Origin of the sequence: Frankia sp. AiPa1 (assembly GCF_023243075.1) — a bacterium.
Taxonomy (GTDB): domain Bacteria; phylum Actinomycetota; class Actinomycetes; order Frankiales; family Frankiaceae; genus Frankia.
Genome location: NZ_JALKFZ020000031.1, coordinates 102,470 through 121,856, shown reverse-complemented (window position 1 = coordinate 121,856; position 19,387 = coordinate 102,470). Strand labels below are relative to the sequence as shown.

12 protein-coding genes are annotated in these 19,387 nt (G+C 69.2%); 4 read left to right on the top strand and 8 right to left on the bottom strand.

The genetic code is table 11. The annotated features are described in order from the left end of the window. The first annotated feature begins 189 nt into the window (after positions 1–189). Both MXD95_RS04585 and MXD95_RS04580 read left to right on the top strand, forming a co-directional pair. A complete protein-coding gene (locus MXD95_RS04585) occupies positions 190–1,074 on the top strand; it encodes an NADPH-dependent FMN reductase (protein WP_250639258.1) in 885 nt (294 codons plus the stop codon). Positions 1,075–1,911: 837 nt separating this feature from the next. Further along, on the top strand, positions 1,912–3,213 hold the full coding sequence (locus tag MXD95_RS04580; protein ID WP_250639257.1) for an ABC transporter substrate-binding protein: 1,302 nt from the start codon (positions 1,912–1,914) through the stop codon (positions 3,211–3,213). 98 nt (positions 3,214–3,311) lie between these two features. Here MXD95_RS04580 and MXD95_RS04575 read toward each other — a convergent pair whose 3' ends face one another. Continuing rightward, positions 3,312–4,019, bottom strand: coding sequence for an ABC transporter ATP-binding protein (locus MXD95_RS04575; RefSeq protein WP_250639266.1), 708 nt, complete (start codon positions 4,017–4,019; stop codon positions 3,312–3,314). 272 nt (positions 4,020–4,291) lie between these two features. Continuing rightward, positions 4,292–7,615, bottom strand: a complete 3,324-nt coding sequence (locus tag MXD95_RS04570; RefSeq protein WP_250639256.1) for an ABC transporter permease subunit — start codon at positions 7,613–7,615, stop codon at positions 4,292–4,294. A gap of 591 nt (positions 7,616–8,206) precedes the next feature. Between MXD95_RS04570 and MXD95_RS04565 the strand changes: the two genes are divergently transcribed. Next, positions 8,207–9,295 carry a CAP domain-containing protein gene (locus tag MXD95_RS04565; RefSeq protein ID WP_250639255.1) on the top strand — a complete coding sequence of 363 codons (1,089 nt, stop codon included), beginning with the start codon at positions 8,207–8,209 and terminating at the stop codon, positions 9,293–9,295. Between the two features lie 102 nt (positions 9,296–9,397). On the opposite strand, the gene MXD95_RS04560 is transcribed toward MXD95_RS04565, so the two are convergent. Both MXD95_RS04560 and MXD95_RS04555 read right to left on the bottom strand, forming a co-directional pair. Beyond that, on the bottom strand, positions 9,398–10,495 hold the full coding sequence (locus MXD95_RS04560; protein WP_250639254.1) for an amidohydrolase family protein: 1,098 nt from the start codon (positions 10,493–10,495) through the stop codon (positions 9,398–9,400). Between the two features lie 240 nt (positions 10,496–10,735). Next, a complete protein-coding gene (locus MXD95_RS04555) occupies positions 10,736–11,107 on the bottom strand; it encodes a hypothetical protein (RefSeq protein WP_250639265.1) in 372 nt (123 codons plus the stop codon). A 1,039-nt stretch (positions 11,108–12,146) separates the two neighbouring features. On the opposite strand from MXD95_RS04555, the gene MXD95_RS04550 reads away from it, so the two are divergent. Continuing rightward, positions 12,147–12,917: a hypothetical protein gene (locus MXD95_RS04550; RefSeq protein WP_250639253.1), complete on the top strand. Its 771-nt coding sequence runs from the start codon at positions 12,147–12,149 to the stop codon at positions 12,915–12,917. A gap of 77 nt (positions 12,918–12,994) precedes the next feature. Here MXD95_RS04550 and MXD95_RS04545 read toward each other — a convergent pair whose 3' ends face one another. The 4 genes from MXD95_RS04545 to MXD95_RS04530 all read right to left on the bottom strand — a co-directional run bounded on the left by MXD95_RS04545 (position 12,995) and on the right by MXD95_RS04530 (position 19,289). After that, positions 12,995–14,329 carry an alkaline phosphatase PhoX gene (locus MXD95_RS04545; RefSeq protein ID WP_250639252.1) on the bottom strand — a complete coding sequence of 445 codons (1,335 nt, stop codon included), beginning with the start codon at positions 14,327–14,329 and terminating at the stop codon, positions 12,995–12,997. A 589-nt stretch (positions 14,330–14,918) separates the two neighbouring features. Beyond that, complete coding sequence (locus MXD95_RS04540; protein WP_250639251.1) at positions 14,919–15,272, bottom strand: hypothetical protein; 354 nt, start codon at positions 15,270–15,272, stop codon at positions 14,919–14,921. A gap of 851 nt (positions 15,273–16,123) precedes the next feature. Then, positions 16,124–17,356, bottom strand: a complete 1,233-nt coding sequence (locus MXD95_RS28815; RefSeq protein WP_250639250.1) for an AAA family ATPase — start codon at positions 17,354–17,356, stop codon at positions 16,124–16,126. A gap of 718 nt (positions 17,357–18,074) precedes the next feature. Next, positions 18,075–19,289: a LysR family transcriptional regulator gene (locus MXD95_RS04530; RefSeq protein ID WP_250639249.1), complete on the bottom strand. Its 1,215-nt coding sequence runs from the start codon at positions 19,287–19,289 to the stop codon at positions 18,075–18,077. Between the last annotated feature and the right edge of the window lie 98 nt (positions 19,290–19,387).

Below are 19,387 nucleotides of genomic sequence, written 5' to 3'. Positions count from 1 at the left end.
ACGACGAATACCTGAAAAAGCAGCCCGCCGCGTAGATCAACCTAATAGAGACTGTCCGGATTTAAAAGGGCACATCAGCTTGCACCAGCAAGGCAGGTACGACCGGGGCAGCTACGGCGGACACGCGCGGGCACAACCGGCACGGCACCACAGGCACGGGCACCACAGGCACAGGACCGAGGAGGGGTCGTGGGGGATTCGTACGGCACGGGGTGGTCCGGCAGCGGGCCCGGCGAGCAGGCTGGCGAGGTTGATCCACGGACCGCGCCCGAGGCGCCTCATTCCCTGCCCACGCGCATCTCTCGCCGCGCCAGCACCAGCGCCATCCACCCCGACAGCGCCAGTGCGGCGTCGTCCCGCAATCCTGGCCAGAGTTTCCCCGGCGGTCTTGAGGTGGGGAGCCCCGGCAGCTTTGGCGAACTGCCTCCCGCAGGGTTGGACGGGATGCCCATCGGCGGTCCGGGCGTGGTGCGGACGCGACGCCGACGCCCGATGATCGTCGGGATCGGCGGCACCACCCAGATCCACTCGTTCACCCAGTGGCTGCTGGCCACCACCCTGGCCACGATGGCCCAAGCCGGAGCCGAGACCATGCTGTTCGGCCCCGCCGAGCTGGACCTGCCGATGTACGCCCCCGAGCGCCCCGAGCGGAGCGCGGCAGCGCTGCGCCTGCTCGCCGCCGTCGAACAGTGTGACGCCCTGGTCATCGCCACCGCTGCGCAGCACGGCCGGATCTCCGGGCTGGTCAGCAACGCGTTGGACTATCTCGACGACCTGCACGGCGCTCCCCGCCCACATCTCGACGGCCGGCCGGTCGGTCTCATCGTCACCGCGTCCGACGCCCGAGCGGCGACAACCACCCTGGGCGCCCTGCGCACGACTGTGCACTCGCTGCGCGGCTGGCCCACCCCCCAGGGTGTGATCTACGACACCTCTACCCAGCCGAGCCCCACCGCCCACCCCGGCGCGGTCGACTCGGAAGGCCGCCTGAGCGACCAGGCCACCGCCACGGCACTGGAGAATCTCGTCGATCAGATCATGGGCTTCACCTACGCCTGGTCCCAGGTCATCTGACCTCCCCCGCCGCCAGCCCTTGGCCTTGACCTTGGTCTTGGCCTTGGCCTTGGCCTTGGCCCTCGATCCTGCCCCGGGCCCGGGCACCCACTCGCCCGCCATTGCCCTGCCGACGTGCCACCGCCCCGCCCAACACCCGTCCCCCCGGGGCTCCTGACCCATCAACCAGAAGGTCGTCGCCACGTTCCGCAGTCGCCCGGCAGGCAAGATCCCGCTACCCAGGTCGCCGTGGGGGGCATATCGGACACCAAAGCCCCCACGACGACCTACTTGGATCTTCGGCTCTCGCAGCCAAGGGATCTCCGTCACAGATCGCAACTCCGACCTCTCGACGCCAGCACGCAGCCCTTGCGCAAGCCTTCAGGGGTAAAAGCAACATCATGCGGCCACGTCCGCGAGACGCCAAGGCAGGGACTGTCCGTTATGCGATGAATATCGGCCACAAAGCGCCGCCCGGAGCCGCTGGTCAGGCCGGGCAGGCGTCGGCGGTCACCCCACCGATCAGGGATGATCCGGGCCGGTCTACGGTTGCCTGACCCGGCGGCACTCCCCGTTCCATCCTCCGGTGAGGCTCACCCGGACTGCCCAGCCAGAAGACCCCGCAACGTGGCCCGACTGTGCCATCAGGCAGCGTTTGTGCAGCACCTGTGGTGCTCTCCGTAGCCCGAAGCGGGGCTTCTGGCCCTCCGTATGGAGTACCGAGGTAGCCCGGGCGGGATCCTCTGGTGGTCCGGGGGCGTGATCTCGGGATGTGCCTGCGGAGCGACGCGAGCAGGCGCGGTTCGGGTTCGCCGTACGGGGTTGGCACGGCTCTGGCATGGATGAGGAGGCGGCAGGGTGCGACGACGATTCGGGCTGGGCAGGTTCGCCGTGACGGCGGTGGCCGCCGCGCTCGCGGCGACACTGGCCGGATGCGGCGGCAGCTCGGCCTCGGGGAGCGCCGGCGCGGGCAGCGGCTCCGGCACCGCAGCAGGCAACGGCTCCGGCGGCGACGCGGCGAAGGGCAGCCCGACCAAGCTGATGATCATTGCGCCGACCGGGACCGCCGGCACCAACTATCCCGAGATGGTCGCCGCCGCGAAGGCCGCCGTCCGCGGCGTCAATGCCCGCGGTGGGATCGGCGGGCACCCGGTCACCCTCGAATACTGCAATGAGCGTAACGACGCCGCCACCGCGAAGAAGTGCGCCCAACAGGCGGTGGACGACCATGTCCTCGCGGTCGTCGGTGAGATCAGTGGCACCGGCGGAATCATGCCGATTCTCGAGAAGGCGGGTATTCCGTCGATCGGTTCGGCCGGCATCTCGGCGGATGGCTCCGAACTCAGCTCGCCGATCAGCTTCGTCATCAGCCCGCTGACGCTCTACCCCGCGGTGTGCCCGGCGCTGCTCGCCAAGTCCGGAGCCCGCCACATCGGCCTGGTCGGTTACGACCTGAGCGCGAGCGACCGCCTGATCACCATGGCCGTCGCGGGGGGTAAGGCCACGGGCCATCCGATCGACCCCAAGATCCGGATTCCGATCACGACCAGTGACTTCGCGCCGACGATCACCCAGCTGTCCCGATCCGGCGCGGACGGTGTGGTCCTCGTCGTCTTCGATCAGGCGGCCTACGCCGTCATCTCGAAGTCCGGCCAGCAGGTGCGTACCTGCCACGCTGGTGGAACCCTGTCGCCGAAGTTCCTGGCCACCCTCGGGACCGCCGCCGACCGCCTGGTCGTCGCCACCGCGTTCCCCGAACTCAGCCAGGCCAGCCAGTTCCCCGAGGTCGCCCGGATGCTGCGCGAACTCGACGCTGAGCAGACAGCAGGTGACGCCGGCGCGGCTCCAGCACTGCGTGCCAGCACCAGCACGACGGATGCCTGGCTGTCGGTGCAGATCGCCGAGAAGGTCGGCAACCAGGTGTCTGGCGACCTGACCGCGAAGAACCTGCTCACCGCGCTGAACAAGACCAAGCACCTGGACCTCGGCGGCATCGTCCCCCCGCTCGATCTGACGACCACCCTCCCGATCCCCGGCGCGGAACGCATCTTCAACACAACCATGCGCGGCTCCCGCTGGGACAGCGCGTCGAAGTCCTTCGTCCCGCTCGGCCCCGAGACCTACAACGGCCTCGACATCCTCCGTCGCGCCTCCTCCTGACCTCCCATGTGACCCGGATGGCCCACTCCGGTGGGCCATCCCACTTCCGCCGCGACGATGCCGGGGCGGCGTCACTGCCTGGGCGGCGTCACTGGCCGTCAGCGGACGCCGAGCGGGAGGTAGGCGTCGAGGAGATGTTCGCGGCCGGCGTCCGCCTCGGCGGCGGTTCCGGACCAGGCGATGGTCCCGTGCCGCAGGACATAGACCCGGTCGGCGATCGCGAGGGCGCTGCGCACGTGCTGTTCGACGAGGACGACGGCGAGTCCGGCGTCGGCCGCGGCGCGCACGGCGCCGAGCAGACGCTGGACCGCCTGGGGGGCGAGGCCGAGGGAGAGCTCGTCGGCCAGCAGCACCGTGGGTTGGCGTGCGAGAGCCCGGGCGAGGGCGACCATCTGCTGCTGACCGCCGGAGAGCAGGCCGGCCCGGCGGTCGAGATGTTCGGCGAGCTCGGGGAACACCTCAAGCGCACGGTCGGGATCGCACCGTCCGACCCGCAGATTTTGGCGCACGGTCAGGCTCATCACGACCGAGCGTTCTTCGGGCACCAGGCTCAGTCCGTGCCTGGCCCGCTCGTGCAGGGGAGCCCGCGAGATCTTCCCGTCGACATGCACCGCACCGCCCATCGGGACCAGTGCACCGGCCAAGGCCAGCAGCGTCGTTGTCTTGCCTGCCCCGTTCGGGCCAAGCAGGGTGACCACCTCCCCCGCCCGGACCTCCAAGTTCAGATCACGCACGACCGGTCCGGCACCATAGCCCGCGGACAGCCCACAGGCCGCCAGCGCCACCGGCCGTCCCTCCCGGCGCACCCTGTCAGCGCCGTCCCGGGCGTTTCCCCCGTCCCCGGCGCCGCCATTGCGAGACGTCTTCTCGTTCACGCCGCTCCCTCGTCGCGCCGCACCACACGCCGCCCCGTATTGTCAGGCCGCCCCGTTGTCAGGCCGCTCCTCCGCTTTGCCGCAATGCCGGGCCACCCGGCGAGCCGGGCCTGCCGGACCTCGCGGCCAGCGGCAGCAGGCTGGTCCAGCCGCGCAATACCGCTTCCGCATGACACGGTGGTTCCGCGGCACACCCCTGAGCATCAGCGCTGTTCCGCGCGAACTGGCGATGACACCGCCGGCGCCGGCGGACGTGCGGATGGTGTTTCGGGATCCGCATCACCGAGGTAGGCCGTGCGGACCCGGGGATTGGCGGCGACCTGGGCGGGCGATCCCTCGGCAATGAGCTCGCCGGCGTCGAGCACCACGACCCGGTCACACACTTCCATGATCACATCCATGTCATGCTCGTTGAGCAGGATGCCGAGCCCCCAGTCGTCGGCGAGCCGACGCAGCAGTGCCGCGACCTCGGCACTTTCGGACTCGTCGAGGCCGGCACAGGGCTCGTCGAGCAGCAGCACCCCGGGGCCGGCGGCGACGGCGCGAGCGATCGCCAGCAGACGGCGGCGCCCATAGGGCAGGTCGGAGACAGTACGCAGCAGGTCGTCGCGTAGGCCGAAGGCGCCAATGGCAGCGAGCGCTGGCGCTGGTAGCGGGCGTGACCGCGGGAAGAACAGGTCGGTGAGATAGGCGGCGCCGTCGCGCTGGTCGCTGGCGGCCTGAATGTTCTCCAGGACGGTGAGGTCCTCGAACAGCTCGAGGTTCTGGAACGAGCGGCTGACACCCGCACGGGCCCGGCGATGGGCGGACAGGCGCTCCAGGTGAACGTCCCCCAGCGTCATCGATCGGGCCGTCGAGGACGAGTAGCCGGTGATCGCGTCGATGACAGTGGTCTTGCCTGCACCGTTAGGTCCGATCATCCCGACCACCTGGCCCGGTTCGACTCGCAGATCGACGCCACGTACCGCAGCCACCCCGCCGAACCGGACGGTGAGCCCCTGCACCGACAACGTCGCCGGCTCCCCCCTTCGGACCAGGTTTCGGATCCCGATGCCCTCGAGCCTCGCCAGCACTGGGGTGGAGGGGGCAGAACTGACCACGGCGGAGGCAGCCGGGCCCAGACCATTCGGAACCGGACCATTCTGGCCAGACTCGCTCGGAGCGGAGCTGGTCGGGGCAGGGGCGGTCGGGGCAGGGTCAGTCGGACCCCGCCCCATCGGAGTAGGCCCGGCCGCACGTGGGCCGGGTGGGCCAGGGATGGCCACAGCGGCACTGATCGGCGCCAGAGCGGGGCCGAGAGCACGGTCCAGACGGAGGGTGTCGGCACGGCGTCGGCGGTCCGCGGCGTGGGGTACGAACCGGTCGTAGAGCAGGCCGGCGGCACGGGCGTTCTCCGGCGCCATCCCACCGCCGGACCGCGACAGGACGACAACGAGGATGATCCCACCGATCAGCGGAACGTACCGGTCAGGATGGGTCAGTACATGCCGCATCACGCCGCCGAGCAGGGCAGCGACAGCGGCGACGGCAACAGCGCCAAGCCAGGGCAGCCATCGGCGGGCGGATGGCCCGACCAGGCGGTGCGTTTGGCCCAGGCGGTACGCCGTGCGGGGATCACGCTGAAGTTTCGACGTTGCGGCCAGACCCAGCAGTCCACCGATGGTGGCGAGGATGACCCGTAGCAGCCATCCGAGGCGGGCAAGCCAGCCACCGACGGCGACCCCCAACCGGGCCAGCAGGGCTCCGGGCACGAGCAGCGCGCCGGCGAAGGAGCCGCTGACCCAGCCAACTCCGCCGACTACCGCGTAGGAGATGAGCTGGATCGACGGGAACGGCGAGAAATCCCCGTGACCGTAGTCGATGTTGCCGTTCTCCCCGAACACGTAGAACGCGTAGAGCACGCCACCGAAACCGGCGATCGCCGCCGAGAGCGCGAACGCGTACAGCTTGGCGCCGACAACGCTGATGCCCAGCGCCGCCGCGGCCCGTTCATTGGTCCGCACCGCGATGAGTCGACGCCCGGCCCGGCCCCGGCGCAGGTTCGCCACGGCAAGCGCGACAAGGATGAACGCAACCACCGAGAGGGTTGCGAAACCGCGTGGATTGTTGAGCGGATCCAATCGGATGCCCAGAAAACGCTGATGGCCGACGACCGTCCCCTCCGGACGGGCCAGGTCACCGAACAGGGAACCGAGCCCACCAGCACGTTCGGGGGGTGGCGAATGGTAGCCCCGCTGGAACAGCAGCGCGTCGACGGCCGCGCCGAGGCCGAGGGTGACCACGGCGAGCTGCAGTCCCCGCGTGCGTAGCGCCGGCAACGCAAACAGCACGCCGACCAGCGCCGTCCCCGCGACGCCGACGGCCATCGCTGCCTCCAGCGGCCAGCCGCGGGTCGCCACGAGCCGGCCGGCGATCAGCGCCGCGATTCCGGAGAAGGCGAGTTGACCGAGGGAGAGCTGCCCGGTGAATCCGACCAGCACCACCACCGACAGGATGATCAGTGCCCACAGAGCGTTGGCGTCCAGCGCGTCCACCCAGTCGGTAGGCAGCACCCACCAGGTGATGGCGAGCGTCGCCGCCAGCAGCACGGCAAGCGCACGAGGATGGACCCGTCCGCTGCCGAGCACCGGCTGGCGTTCGGCGACATGCCCCCGCTCGGGCAGGCCGCGGCCACGTACCGCCAGGTAAAAGACGATGACCGCGAGCGGGATCGCCCGGTCGACGCCCCGCCAGAACGGGTGGTGCGCGACCAGCTCGTACTGCGTCTCCACCTCGACCAGGCCGAGGGCGAGTCCACCGACGAACACGACGGGAAAGGAATGGAACCGGCCGATCAGGGCCACAGCCAGTGCCGGCACGATCAGCAGCAGCAGATTCGTCGAGGACAACGGGTTCTGCAAGGGAGCCAGCAACACCCCCGCGAGGCCCGCCAGGCCCGCGCCGACCCCCCAGGCCGCCGCGGCCAGCGCGTCTACCGACCAGCCGAACGTGGCTGCGGCCTGCGGATTCTCGGTGGCGGCAGTCGCGGCGAGCCCGAGCGTGGTGAACCGAAACACCACCCACAACGCCCCAATGAGCGCGGCAACCGCGCCAAGTCGGACGAACACACTGACGTCGATCTCGGTGCCGGCAAGCTTCACGCTGCCACCCGGGAGAACCGTGGGCGACGTCCGCACGGCACCGGCAAACATCAGTGTCAGCGACGACTCCAGAATGATCAGCAGTCCGAGTGTCGCCATCAGCCGCAGCAACGCCGTCGCCGCACGCAGTGGACGCATGACCAGAACGTGGAAGGCAACACCGATCGCAGACGTCGAGGCGATGGCCAGCACCGCGGCCAAGGGCAGGGGCAGCCCCCATGGGCCATGCATTCCGTGCAGGGCATAGGCCGACCAGGCGACCAGCGCGCCCTGGGCCATGTTGAGCACCCCGGCCCCGCGCGCGATGACCACGACTCCTGCCGCGACCAGCGCGTACAGCGCACCTGACCCGAGGCTGAGCAGGGCGAAACCCATGACGTCGTCCACGACCGGTCCACATCTGCTCCGGACGCAGGCCCGCCGGCCGCGCCCTACCGTCATCCCTGGGCGGTTCCCCCCTACCGCCGCCACCGGCCCAGCCCAATCGCGCCAGATCAGGTCTGATCGCGCCCGATCGGGGTGGCCAGTCCGGGCCAGGCCGTCGAAGACCCGGATCCCCGATTACGGCAACGGACGAGACGCTACGGCTCTCCGATCAAGCAAGGCAAGCAAACCGTCCACAACTGTCACCGCAGGTGGGGCCCACAATCGCGCCATTCCAGCCCGCACGGGCCACAGGCCTTGGTTTGCACGGTCCATCCCAGCCCGCACGGGCCACAGGCCTTTGGGCGGCACGACTCCATCCCAGCCCGCACGGGCCATCACGCCGGACAGCCGCCCCCCGCCGCGGGCTGGATCGAGAGCGGGCCGGATCCTGGCTGTCGGCGCGCCATCCGGTCTGACGCCACATCGCCCAGGCGGGCCGGAGTGGCGATGTGCCGGCGCCCGGACCGGGGATGGTGATGACGCTCGTCACCCGGTACACCTAGATAGGACGGATACGGTGCCTGCCGGATCCGGCGGACGGAAGTGGGGCAGATGACAGAGCTGGTGCCCGGGGCGAACTCAGCGTTGCCGCCGGGCCCTGTCCTGGTGCGCCTGCGCGGTCCGTTCGACCTCTGTGCCCTGGTGATCTCGGCGAACGGCAAGGTACAGGGAGACGACGACTTCGTCTTCTACAACCAGCCACGAACCCCCGGCGTCACACTGGCCGGCGCGGAGATCACCATCGACCCGGCGGCCCTGCGTCCCGGCGCCGAGCGCGTCGTGCTCGTAGCCAGTCCGGAGGACGGCTCCACCCCTTTCGGCCGGTTGCCGCCGCCCGTCGTGACCCTGCACAACCTGCGCGGAACACTGCTGGTGCATTTCACGCCGTCGTCGCTGTCCCGCGAGACCGTGCTCACCCTGGCCGAGGTCTACCGGCGTGGCCAGGACTGGAAGGTCCGCGCCGTCGGCCAGGGCTACGCCGACGGCCTTGCCGGCGTGGCACGCGACTTCGGCGTCGTGATCAGCGATGAGGGACAGGGGTCCCACCCACCCGCCGCGTCGCCACCCGCAGCCCCGACGCCACCCACGCCGCCGACACCACCCGTACGCCCGCTCGCGCCCGCGCCGCCTTTCACACCCCCGCAAGCAGCCGACCCGGCGCAGGCGCCCCCTCCACCCGTCCCCCTCCCGCCCCGGTCCAGTGCCTCACCGGCATGGCACGGTGGGGCCACTCCGCCCGGCGGCGACGGGCTCGCGCCGATGCTTGCCCAGGTCGTCACGCTGACAAACGTCGAACGGCAGCAGGCCGGGCTCCTGCCGCTCAGCGTCGATCCGGTGCTGACCGCCGCCGCTGACGGTCACAGCGCGGACATGGCGCGGCGCGGGTTCTTCGCGCATACCAGTCCGGATGGTCGGACGGTCTCGGATCGGGTGACCGCGCTCGGTTACCGCTACTCGCGCGTCGCGGAGAACATCGCCGCCGGTCAGACCTCCGCGCAGGAGGTCGTCTCGGGCTGGATGAACAGCCCCGGTCACCGGGCGAACATCCTTTTGCCGCAGCTGCGGGAGATCGGCGTCGGCCACGCCGTCGGTGGTGAATACGGCACCTACTGGACACAGGTCTTCGGCACCAAGCTCTGACCAGGCAGCTCTGACCAGGCAGCTCCGCCCGTCGCCAGACCAGACCGCCCTGCGGACCCGCTCGCCCGGTAACCAATCGCAGGCAGCGACTCCACATCGAACTCAGGGAGCGACGGGGCGCCCACGCAGGACGACGAGGTCCGGGGTGGCGAGGACCGCGAGATCGGTGCGGGGGTCGGCGGGGTAAAGGACGAGGTCGGCAGGGGCACCCTCGGTCAGAGCAGGGTGGCCGAGCCACGCGCGGGCGGACCAGGTGGCTGCGGACAACGCCGCCGTCACGGACAGACCGGCACGGCGCAGTTCGGCGACCTCGTCCGCGACCAGGCCGTGAGGCAGGCTGCCGCCGGCATCGGTGCCGACGTAGATGGGAATTCCCGCGTCGTGGGCGGCGCCGATCGTGTCGTACCGGCGAGCATGCAGGGCGCGCATGTGCGCGGCGTAGGCCGGGAACCTGGCCTCGGCACTGCGCGCGATGTTCTCGAACGTGGCGATGTTGACCAGGGTGGGGACGATCGCGACGCCGCGCTCGGCGAACAGGGGAATGGTGTCCGTGGTGAGCCCGGTCGCATGTTCGATGCAGTCGATGCCCGCCTCGACGAGGTCCGCGAGGGCGGCCTCGGCGAAGCAGTGGGCGGTGACCCGGGCGCCGGCGGCGTGCGCGGCGTCGATGGCGGCCTTGGCAGCGTCCATGGGCCAGCAGGCAGCCAGATCGCCATGATCACGATCGATCCAGTCGCCGACGATCTTGATCCAACCGTCGCCCCGCCGCGACTGAGTGATCACCTCGGCGACGAGGTCGTCTGGCTCGACCTCCGCCGCATAGTTACGGATGTAGCGGCGGGTCCGCGCGATGTGCCGGCCGGCGCGGATGAGATGGGGCAGGTCGGGACGCCCATCGATCCATCGGGTGTCGGCCGGCGACCCGGCGTCGCGCAGCAGTAGTGCGCCGGCCGCACGATCGGCGAGAATCTGCTCCTCGGTGGTGGGCTTGTCAACGGCGCCGTGCCCGTCCAGACCGACGTGGCAGTGGGCATCCACCAGCCCGGGGAGAGCCCAACCGGACACGGTCCGGACATCGCGGGCCGCGTCGCCGGTCGGCGCCGAGAAGCTGACCCGTCCGCCCATGACCCACACCTCGTCGACGACCTCGTCTGGACCGACGAGTACGGCCCCCCGAACCCGCAGCGTCGGCCCACCCATCCGCGAGGACGACGATCCAGACGCTGACGATCCAGACGCTGACGATCCCGTCGCCGAGGATCCGGTCGACGACTGTCCGGTCGATGGCGCCATGGCACCTCCTCGGCCTACCGAGAGCTTGTCGACTCCCAGTCTGCCCGTTCGGCGCTCGACCGGCTCCCAGCCGGCAACCGACCAAGGCACCGAGACGGAGACCGTCGGACGGCCATCCGACGACCCGAGTGGAGGGACCGATGGACGTCAGACGTCGAGCTGGGACTCGATGGAACGCAGGCGGTGGCGGGCCAGGGCCAGGTTCGCCCGGTTCTTGTCCAGGACGAGATAGAGAAACAGGCCCCGGCCGGAATGACTCTGCAGGAGTCGGATGAGGTGATACTGGCGACCAAGGCTGATCAGCATGTCCTCGATGGTGTCCTGCATACCGAGGCTCTCCATCGTGCGCAGCTTCGCCCGGATGACCTCGGTGTTTCCCGCCGCCGCGATCTCAAGGTCGAGCGAGTGCGGGTTACCGGCCGTGCCCAGGGTCATGCCGCTGGTGAAGTCGACGAGCGCGACTCCGAGCGCACCACCGATCTCCAGCGTCTCCTTCAGCGCGATATCGACATTGTTCATATCTCCTCCAGCATTCTTGGAATCGATGGCTCCCGTACCGCCGCCATCGCCGGTAACCGTCACCGGCTCACGCGAACCGCGCGCCGACATCCGTCCCCGCATCACAGTCCCTCGTCGCCTAAACGTCCGATCTCCGACTGCCTGGGCGAAGTCTAGCCAACAAGAGCGGTACCGCACCAGGCCGGAGGAATAAGAAAAAGGCCGCGCGGACAGGAGGACAACACCGACCTCATCGGCAGACACGGAAAGTATCGTCAAGCGATCGATCGTCAACCAGGAAAGCCAGGCACAGAAATAACGAAGAACAGATTCAGGTATCTGATACAAAGCACTCGTGGACCTCTCGGCGCGCCGCAAACGATGTCCGTCGACGTCACCATTGCCGTCGAAGCCGCCGCAGTGGTCGCCGCCCCCGTTGCCATTGCCGGGGTTGCCGTCGCCATTCCCGTCGGTCGCGGCTGGACCACCGAAGAGATCATCGAGCGGAAGCACCCGCCCTGCGGGGGAGGCCAAGCTCGCGCTCCCGCCAGGGCCCTTGTCCTCCTTGTGCTGGTTGCACGCCGCAAAGGTGGTGATGCATCGATTCGCGGGTAGTAGCGCCGGCATGGTCGATCAACGTGGCTCGAGCCGGCCCGCGACGGCGTCCTGCCGGCGACGGGCACCATCTCGGCCGGCGCCTCCCGCCGCCCAACCTGCCCCGGCCCAGCCTCCGGCAGCCCGGCCGGGACCCGCGGCCAGGAGGCCGTGGCTAGGGGGGACGCTGCTGGTCAGCGTCGCCATGCTGCTGTGGACGGGATGCGGGAACGACGCGCCCACGGCAGCCGCGGACGCGACGCGCGCATCGGCGGCCGGCACCGGCGGGCGACCGCACACATCGACGACGGGACCAGGGTCGCCGTCCCGGAGCCCAGGCACCGAAACCGGGACCGGGACCGGGACCGGGACCGGAGCCGACCGACGGTCCCGCGGGACCGCGCGGCGCGGCGACGATCCGGGGACCGCCGGGACGGGCGGCGGACCGGGAACGTCCCAGGAGCCGATGGGTGGGCGCACGCTACTGCCGCACTACCGGATCGTGGCGCACTACGGATCGGTCGGCGGTGGGGCGCTCGGCGTGCTCGGCGAGGGGACACCCGAGCAGGCAGCCGAGCGGGTGCTGGCCGCGGCTGCACCGTTCGGCGCGGGCGACCACCCGGTGCAGCCGGCGATGGAGCTGATCACCACCGTCGCCGCAGCGGCGCCGGGCCCGGACGGGCTCTACAGCAACATGCTGGCCGACGACTCCGTCGAGCCGTATCTGAACGCCGCGCGGGCGCACCGGATACTGCTCATCCTGGATCTGCAGCCGGGCCGCGGGCGATTCCTTGACCAGGCGAAACGGTATGAGCGTTTCCTCCGGGAACCCGATGTCGGGCTTGCCCTGGACCCGGAATGGAAGATGGGCCCGGGCCAGGTTCCCGGCCGTCAGATCGGCAGCAGCGACGCGGCCGACATCAACGAGGTGTCGGCCTGGCTCGCCGGCCTCGTCACCGCGCGTCGGCTACCGCAGAAACTGTTCGTCGTGCACCAGTTCACCCAGTCGATGCTGCCGGACCGGGCGAACATCGTGGCCCGCCCGGAACTGGCCACGGTCTTCCACATCGACGGGTTCGGCGCCCGGCAGGACAAGCTGGAGAAGTACGCCCTGCTGCACGCCGGGCCACCGTTCTTCACCGGAGTGAAGCTGTTCCTCACCCAGGACACGAACATCTTCAGCCCGGCCGAGGCGCTGACCCTCACGCCCCCGCCGGACCTCATCACCTACCAGTAACAGCCGGGCCAATGGTCAACATTCTGTCACCCTGCACCCGCAGCCTGTCGCGGACGAGGGAGGGGATGGAGGGCCCCTCAGCCGCGCCACCAGGGGCCGGTGATGGCAACCGTCAGCCCGTCGCCCTGAACGTTCGCGTAGAGCCATTTTCCGTCGGCGGAGAAAGTCGCACCCGCCCATTCACTGTCGCTTCCCGCGTTACGGGCCAGCGGGTACGGTGTGCCGTCCGCGGAGGGCGCGACCAGGTAGTTCTCCCCGTCGCCGTCCTCGCACAGCACAATGCCGCCGAACGGCGAAATGGTGATGTTGTCGGGCCCGTCGAACCGCCCGCCAACCGCGAGCCGCAGCACAAGCTCGAGGGTGGAGCGCTTCGGGTCGAACCGCCACACCTGGCCCGAGTGGTCCAGCGCGGCACCTGCGGACTTCTTCGCGTAGCTGGAGACGATGTAGATGCGACCCCGCGACCAGTAGATTCCCTCGGCCTTCGGGACGCGGGTGACCTTCGCGTCCGCGATCTGGGCGCGCACCGAAACGGTGGCGGCGTCCGGGTCAGGGACGTCCACCCAGGTGACGGAGAGCTTCGTGCCGAGTTTCACGACGGCGGACAGGTCGCGCACATCCGGCACCTGCAGGGCCTGCAGCTTCCCGCCGGCCCGCAGGCTGCCCGGCCCGCCGAGCGGCCTGCGCGGCCGGAACCGGTACACCAGGCCATAGGGCTTCGCGGCGTCCTCGGTCAGGTAGAGGGTGCCGTCCGCCGGGTCGACGGCGACGGCCTCGTGCGGAAACCGCCCGAGCGCGGTCAGCGGCACGGGGGCCGAGTCGCGCAGCCGGCCGAACGGGTCGACCTCGAAGACGTAGCCGTGCTTCTTCGTCAGCCCCGCCTCGGACGTCGGGGTCGCCTCGGTCTCCTCGCAGGACAGCCAGGTGTTCCACGGCGTCCCGCCGCCGGCGCAGTTACGGTACGTGCCGGCCAGGCTCGGCACATGGCTGAGCAGCCGGTCCTCCGCGACGGAGAGTGTGGTCGTCCCGCCGGGCGCGGCCGGGTCGTACACCAGCCCCTTGCGCTGCGGCACCGTCGGGTCGGTCGTCCCCGGCGAGAGTTCGTGGTTACGCACCAGCACACTGCGCCCCAGCCCCGCCGGGAATGCCCGCATCCCGTCATGTGCGGCCGGCACGAGGCCGCCGCCGTTCAGCGTGTCCTTGCCTGCCCGCGAAAACACCGCGTAACGGAACCCCTTCGGCAGGTCAATGACTCCCTTGGGGTCGGCGACGAGCTCCCCATACCCCTTGAACGCCGCCGGGGTGCCCGCGTTGGCCACTCCCCCGAACACCGCGTCCACCGCCCCCGACAAGGCAAAGCCAAAGCCGACGGTCCCCGCGCTGGCCAGCATCTGTCGACGGTCCACTGACATACGTCTCCTCTTCGCGGACGCCGTTGTCACGACGGCATCCCTGTGAGAAGGCGCCGCATCCCTACGACGCCCTCCTGCGTAGACGCCATGTCCCGACGGCGTCCGTGGCGACGCTCACAGCCCGAGATGACCAGGGTTCAACACGGACGGAAACATCAGTACACATGCAACCGTCCGCTTCACCCGTCTGGGCAGCCACCGGCCCCCACAACCTCCCCCGCGATCACCAGACCAATGGCGATCAACGAATCTTGATCATAACGGCGAAGACGGCGCCGCGGATGGACACGTCAGCCTCGAGCGCCTGTGGATGGCGACAGGCACTGCCGCTGCCCAAGTGGACCCCCGTCGTCCCAGCCCGGCCCGCCGCCCAGATCTCAGCCCCGATCACTGGCCGCGTCGCATCCCTCGACCACTCAGGGGCACCGCGGCCACGGTCGCGGCCACCGGTCACGCCGAAGCCGAGGTCGGTGGGTCTGGCCGCGCACCCGCGGCCTTGGCTGTCGCGAGGTCAGGCCGACCGGTTGCGGGCGAGGTTCAGTCACGTGCCGTCTCATGGGCGTCGTTCTCTGTATGAACGCCCGGCACGCTACTCGGTGTCGATCTCCGGTTCCCCGACCGTCGTGTCCGCCAGAACCAGGCCCTGCGCAAGAATGAAATCCTGCTCGCCTGCGACCAGGTATTTCTTCCGCTCTCGAAGGAAACCGGCATCGTCTCCCGCACGCAGCCGTTCGACCGCGCTTTCCGGAATCGCATGGCTCTGCAGGCCCTCACCGGGATCCATCGACGCCAGATTGAGTAGCGCCCTACGCACCGACAGGCCACGTGGCGTCGGCAGGATGATCCGGTTGGCGGGACCGCGCTCGGGGCGATCACCGACATCTGTCGTCACGATATGGCGATAGGCGCCCGTGTCCGACCTGGCCAGGACGTCGGCTGCCACAAAGGGTTGTCCGTTCGCACCGAGACGGCGAGGGTACTCCCTGAGTTCCCAGAGGAGATAAGTCCGTATACGGGCGCTTCGCATGTCGAAGCGGTCCGGGAAAGGACGCGCCCTCTCGTCGCAGCCGTCCGGAACTCCCTCTCCCCCAGCAAATTTCTTCATCGCGCGAGATAGCAACCGCGCGACTGAAGACAGCATCGGCACGAAAGCCGGCAAGTGCTGCCAGTGGAATATAATTCTCCACCTCTCGAAGCGAGAGTACCAGCACCGAAATCCTGGCCGATTCCAGTTGCTCGGCGACGGTATGCCCCTTGGTGCGACTTCCCGCATGCAGGCTGTCGCTGTCAAGGAAGCCGCACACACGCACAACCGACGAGAACTCGCCCGCACCCTGTAAGGCGATCTTTTGATACATGACGCCACCGCCACCTGCGTGCCGGAGGACAAGCCAGTTTCGGGCAAGTGCCTCGAGAAGGTCACGTCGATCGAACGCGCGAAAAACGGACCGGAGGAACGTACCATCCGATTCCTGGTTTTCGAGGACCACCAGCGCGGGCCGACCGAGGTCGTCCACGACGCCAGGCGCCGTTCTCCGGGTGATCATAGGCCTGTTCGCCCGTCCCGGCGGCCGGTACACGGCGTCCGTCGCGCTCTTCTGCGCGATCTGGTGGTAGGTCGGGGCTCTCAGCGGCGCGTGTCGTTCGAAGTACTCGGCGGCCTGCCGCTCGCTCGACTGATCAATATCCCACTGATGGCGACCTTCCACCACCATGCTCATGAACCGTACCAACGGTTCGAACAGCTCGTCGTCGAGGAAGACGTCGGGATCGGTCAGTACACGCATGACGTGGTCAGGTCCGCTCGATCTGGGCAGCGACGAGGGCACGTGCTTCGACGTAGTCCTCCGAAAAGACGCCGTCAGGCCAGTTCGCCACGTTTCCGAGCTCGTCCAGGTCGATACGACGTAGCGTCGCGGAGGTTCCGTCGTGCTCCACGAAGTACAGCGCGATCATGTCCGGTGAGACGTCGCCCTGAGCCACCCGGCGACGCAGGCGGAGAACAAATGTCTCGCTGTGGGTCTCAATGAGAAAACGGCAACGTCCGTTTTGCGCTCCGGACAGATAAAGGTCAGCCAGGGCGGCGTGCGCTGCGGGGTGCAGGTGCAGTTCGGGTTGTTCCACCACTTCAAGGACTTCCTCGCCCGGCGAGCGGATCGCGTCCATTGTCCGCTGGACGAGGATGGGCAGGACCTGGGCGAGTTCGGTGCCCGTGTCGGCAAGATTCACGCGTATGGCCGGATCCGTGGCCGAGGCAAGTACCAGCGAGAAAAGATTGGTGTTCGGGGTGACGTCAAGCGACCACCCGGGCAGTTCTCGGCGAAGATAGTCGTTCACGGCGGTAAGTAGTCCGGAGTTCCCGCGAATAACGTCGTCCGCCAGGATGTGCGGGGCATTTTCACCGACCACCCCAACGGCACCAGGTGCACGCGACGGCAGACGATAGTATCTTTGCGGACGGTCACGGAAAGGGCCGACATATCTGATCGTCGGATACTCTCTAGATGCCAGGCTCAGGCGGCGTAGCCATGGCTTCGACTCCGAGAGGGGGACGGTTGAACGAGGTCGCGGCAGGAGACCTCGAAAGACCGGGTCGCCGATCGTCGAGGCGAGAGACTCCGGCCCGGAGTAACTCCAGGTCGGCCGGGTCGGGTTGTCAATGTTCCAGGTCAAAGCGAAATCGGCGCCCTGATTCGGCATTCGCACCTGGAAGTCGCTGACCACCTGGAGCCGGAACTCGTCAATGTTCTGGACGCTTGCCTCTATTTCGAGGAGGCCCCGTTCCGCGCTGTCCAGACGGAGCCCGAAGGTGACCTTACCGTGTGGTCGCTGGCCGTAGATGAGGTCGGTGAAGGCGTCAGCAATGTCAAAATCCACGGCCTCGGGCTCCAGCGGCGCTTCGGAGTCGGTCCGCAGACCTGTCTCGAGGAAAACCGGCAGCCTGGCAAGCGCGCTCTTACCGGAGTTGTTCCGCCCCAACAGCACGGTGACGGGCCGCAACTCGAGCGTCTGGCGGCGCTCGAACACCTGTACCTCTCCACCGTGAGGGCCGTGAGCGCCATGCCACCAGCCTATCGGTGCCCGCTGTGGCATTTCGCCGTGCCGCCCGGTAGGGGCCCGCCCACACGGGCAGACGGAAGGCCCTTGCTCCGATGGCGCGCCCGTCGGCGGGCCGGGTCCGATCGGACCACAGCCTTGACGGCGGCGGTTCCATCAGACGATGCGCATTTCCGGCCTGGCCTCCCCTGGCCTCCGCCGGACTCCCCTGGCCTCCCCTGGCCTCCCCTGGCCTCCGCCGGCCTCGCCGGCTGAGCGGATCCGCGACCGCTCGGGCCGTCAGGGCTCGAGGAGCTCAGGACCGGGGGCGAGGCAATCGTGAGGGGATCCGACCAACGACCGTCTCGCGACCGGCGCGGTTTACATCCCCGACCACCCCAACAAACTGGCCGCCCGCAGGCCCGTCAGGGAGATCCCCGACAGCAAATGCCACCCTCCGTGACGGAGGCTTCCGGCTCTAGATCCAAACAGGTCGTTGTGGGGGCTTTGGTGTCCGATTTGCCCCCCACGGCGACCTACATAGGAGGATCTTGCTCGGTGACTGGCTGCGTTACGTATCGATCATGGGTTGAGGTTCCCGCCAGTGGGACGATGGGTGGCGTGGCTGAGCGTCTGGTCATCGGCGTGGCGGGGCCGGATCGGCGGCCGCAGTGGCTATCGGCGCAGGGACCTGCCCGCAGGGCTGAAATCACCAGGGGCGGGCCGGGGGTCGTCCAGAGTGGGTACCAGGCGGGCCGGTCGTGACGGGCACCCCCCCGAATTGGCCGGCGGAGGACGGGCAGTCCGCGGCGGGGACGACAAGGTCACCGGCGACACCAGGCGGGGCGACACCAGGCTGGGGGTCGCCGGGCGGGGCGACACCGGGCGAGGCGACACCAGGCGAGGCGACACCAGGCGAGGCGACACCAGGCGAGGCGACACCAGGCTGGGGGTCGCCGGGCGAGGCGACACCGGGCGGGGCGTCGGACTCCGGGTCGCGTAGGAGGCGGGTGCCGTCGGGGAGGTTGTTGGTGGTGGCGGCGTCGCGGAGGTATTCCCACAGGGCGCGCTGGAGTTCGACGGCGGCTCGGGTGGGCTCGACGTCGCGCCTTCGGGCCAGTCCGATGGTGCGCTGTAGCCCAGGCGGGGAGAACGGGGTGACGCGCATGCCCAGCCGGCGCGCCACCATGCTCGGGATGACGGCGCTACCGAGGCCGGCGGCGACGAAGCCGAGCACGGCGTCCATCTCGCCGCCCTCGATGGCGAAGATCGGTTCGAAGCCGGCCTCCCGACACGCCGACACGGTGGCTTCGCGCAGGTCATAACCCCGACGGAACATCACCAACGGACGATCCCGCAGATCAGACACGTATAGTGGACGTCCAGTCACCACCGGTGGCTCGTCCCGGGACGTCACCAGCACCAGGCTCTCGCGGATCAGCGGCGAGGTGACCAGGGCCGGGTCGGAGCTCTGCAGCGGCAGGATGATCAGTGCGAGGTCGAGGTCGCCGCCGGCGAGGTCGTGGACGAGGTCGCGGGAGCCGCCCTCCTCGACGAGCAGGCGGATGCCGGGGTAGCGCTGGTGGAACAGGCGCAGGACGTCGGGCAGGAAGCCGGTGCACAGGCTGGGGGTGGCGCCGAGGCGGACGGTGCCGTGGCGCAGGTCCAGCAGCTCGTGGACTCGCTGGCGGGCCGTCTCCGTGTCGGTGAGGATACGACGAGCGAGCGGAAGGAGCGTTTCGCCGGCGGCGGTCAGGCTGATGTTGCCGCGGGCGCGGTTGAACAGTGGTGCTCCCAACTCCTGTTCGAGTGACCGAACCTGCTGGGACAGTGAGGGTTGCGCCACATGCATGCGCTGCGCGGCCCGGGTGAAATGCCGGGTCTCGGCGACGGCGACGAAATAGGCGAGCTGGTGGAGCTGCACATCCGCCAGCGTAGACCTTCATAGGGCCCGGCTATGGACTCCAGCTTTATCATGTCTTGGACCTCTGGTGGCTGCGGTCCTAGGGTGCGGGCGTGGCT

Bases quoted from the DNA above. Each gene is read 5' to 3' on its own strand.
- MXD95_RS04555 (WP_250639265.1), bottom strand. From the start codon at position 11,107: ATGAACAATGTCGATATCGCGCTGAAGGAGACGCTGGAGATCGGTGGT.
- MXD95_RS04550 (WP_250639253.1), top strand. From the start codon at position 12,147: ATGGGTGGGCGCACGCTACTGCCGCACTACCGGATCGTGGCGCACTAC.
- MXD95_RS04565 (WP_250639255.1), top strand. From the start codon at position 8,207: ATGACAGAGCTGGTGCCCGGGGCGAACTCAGCGTTGCCGCCGGGCCCT.
- MXD95_RS04560 (WP_250639254.1), bottom strand. From the start codon at position 10,495: ATGGGTGGGCCGACGCTGCGGGTTCGGGGGGCCGTACTCGTCGGTCCA.
- MXD95_RS04545 (WP_250639252.1), bottom strand. From the start codon at position 14,329: ATGTCAGTGGACCGTCGACAGATGCTGGCCAGCGCGGGGACCGTCGGC.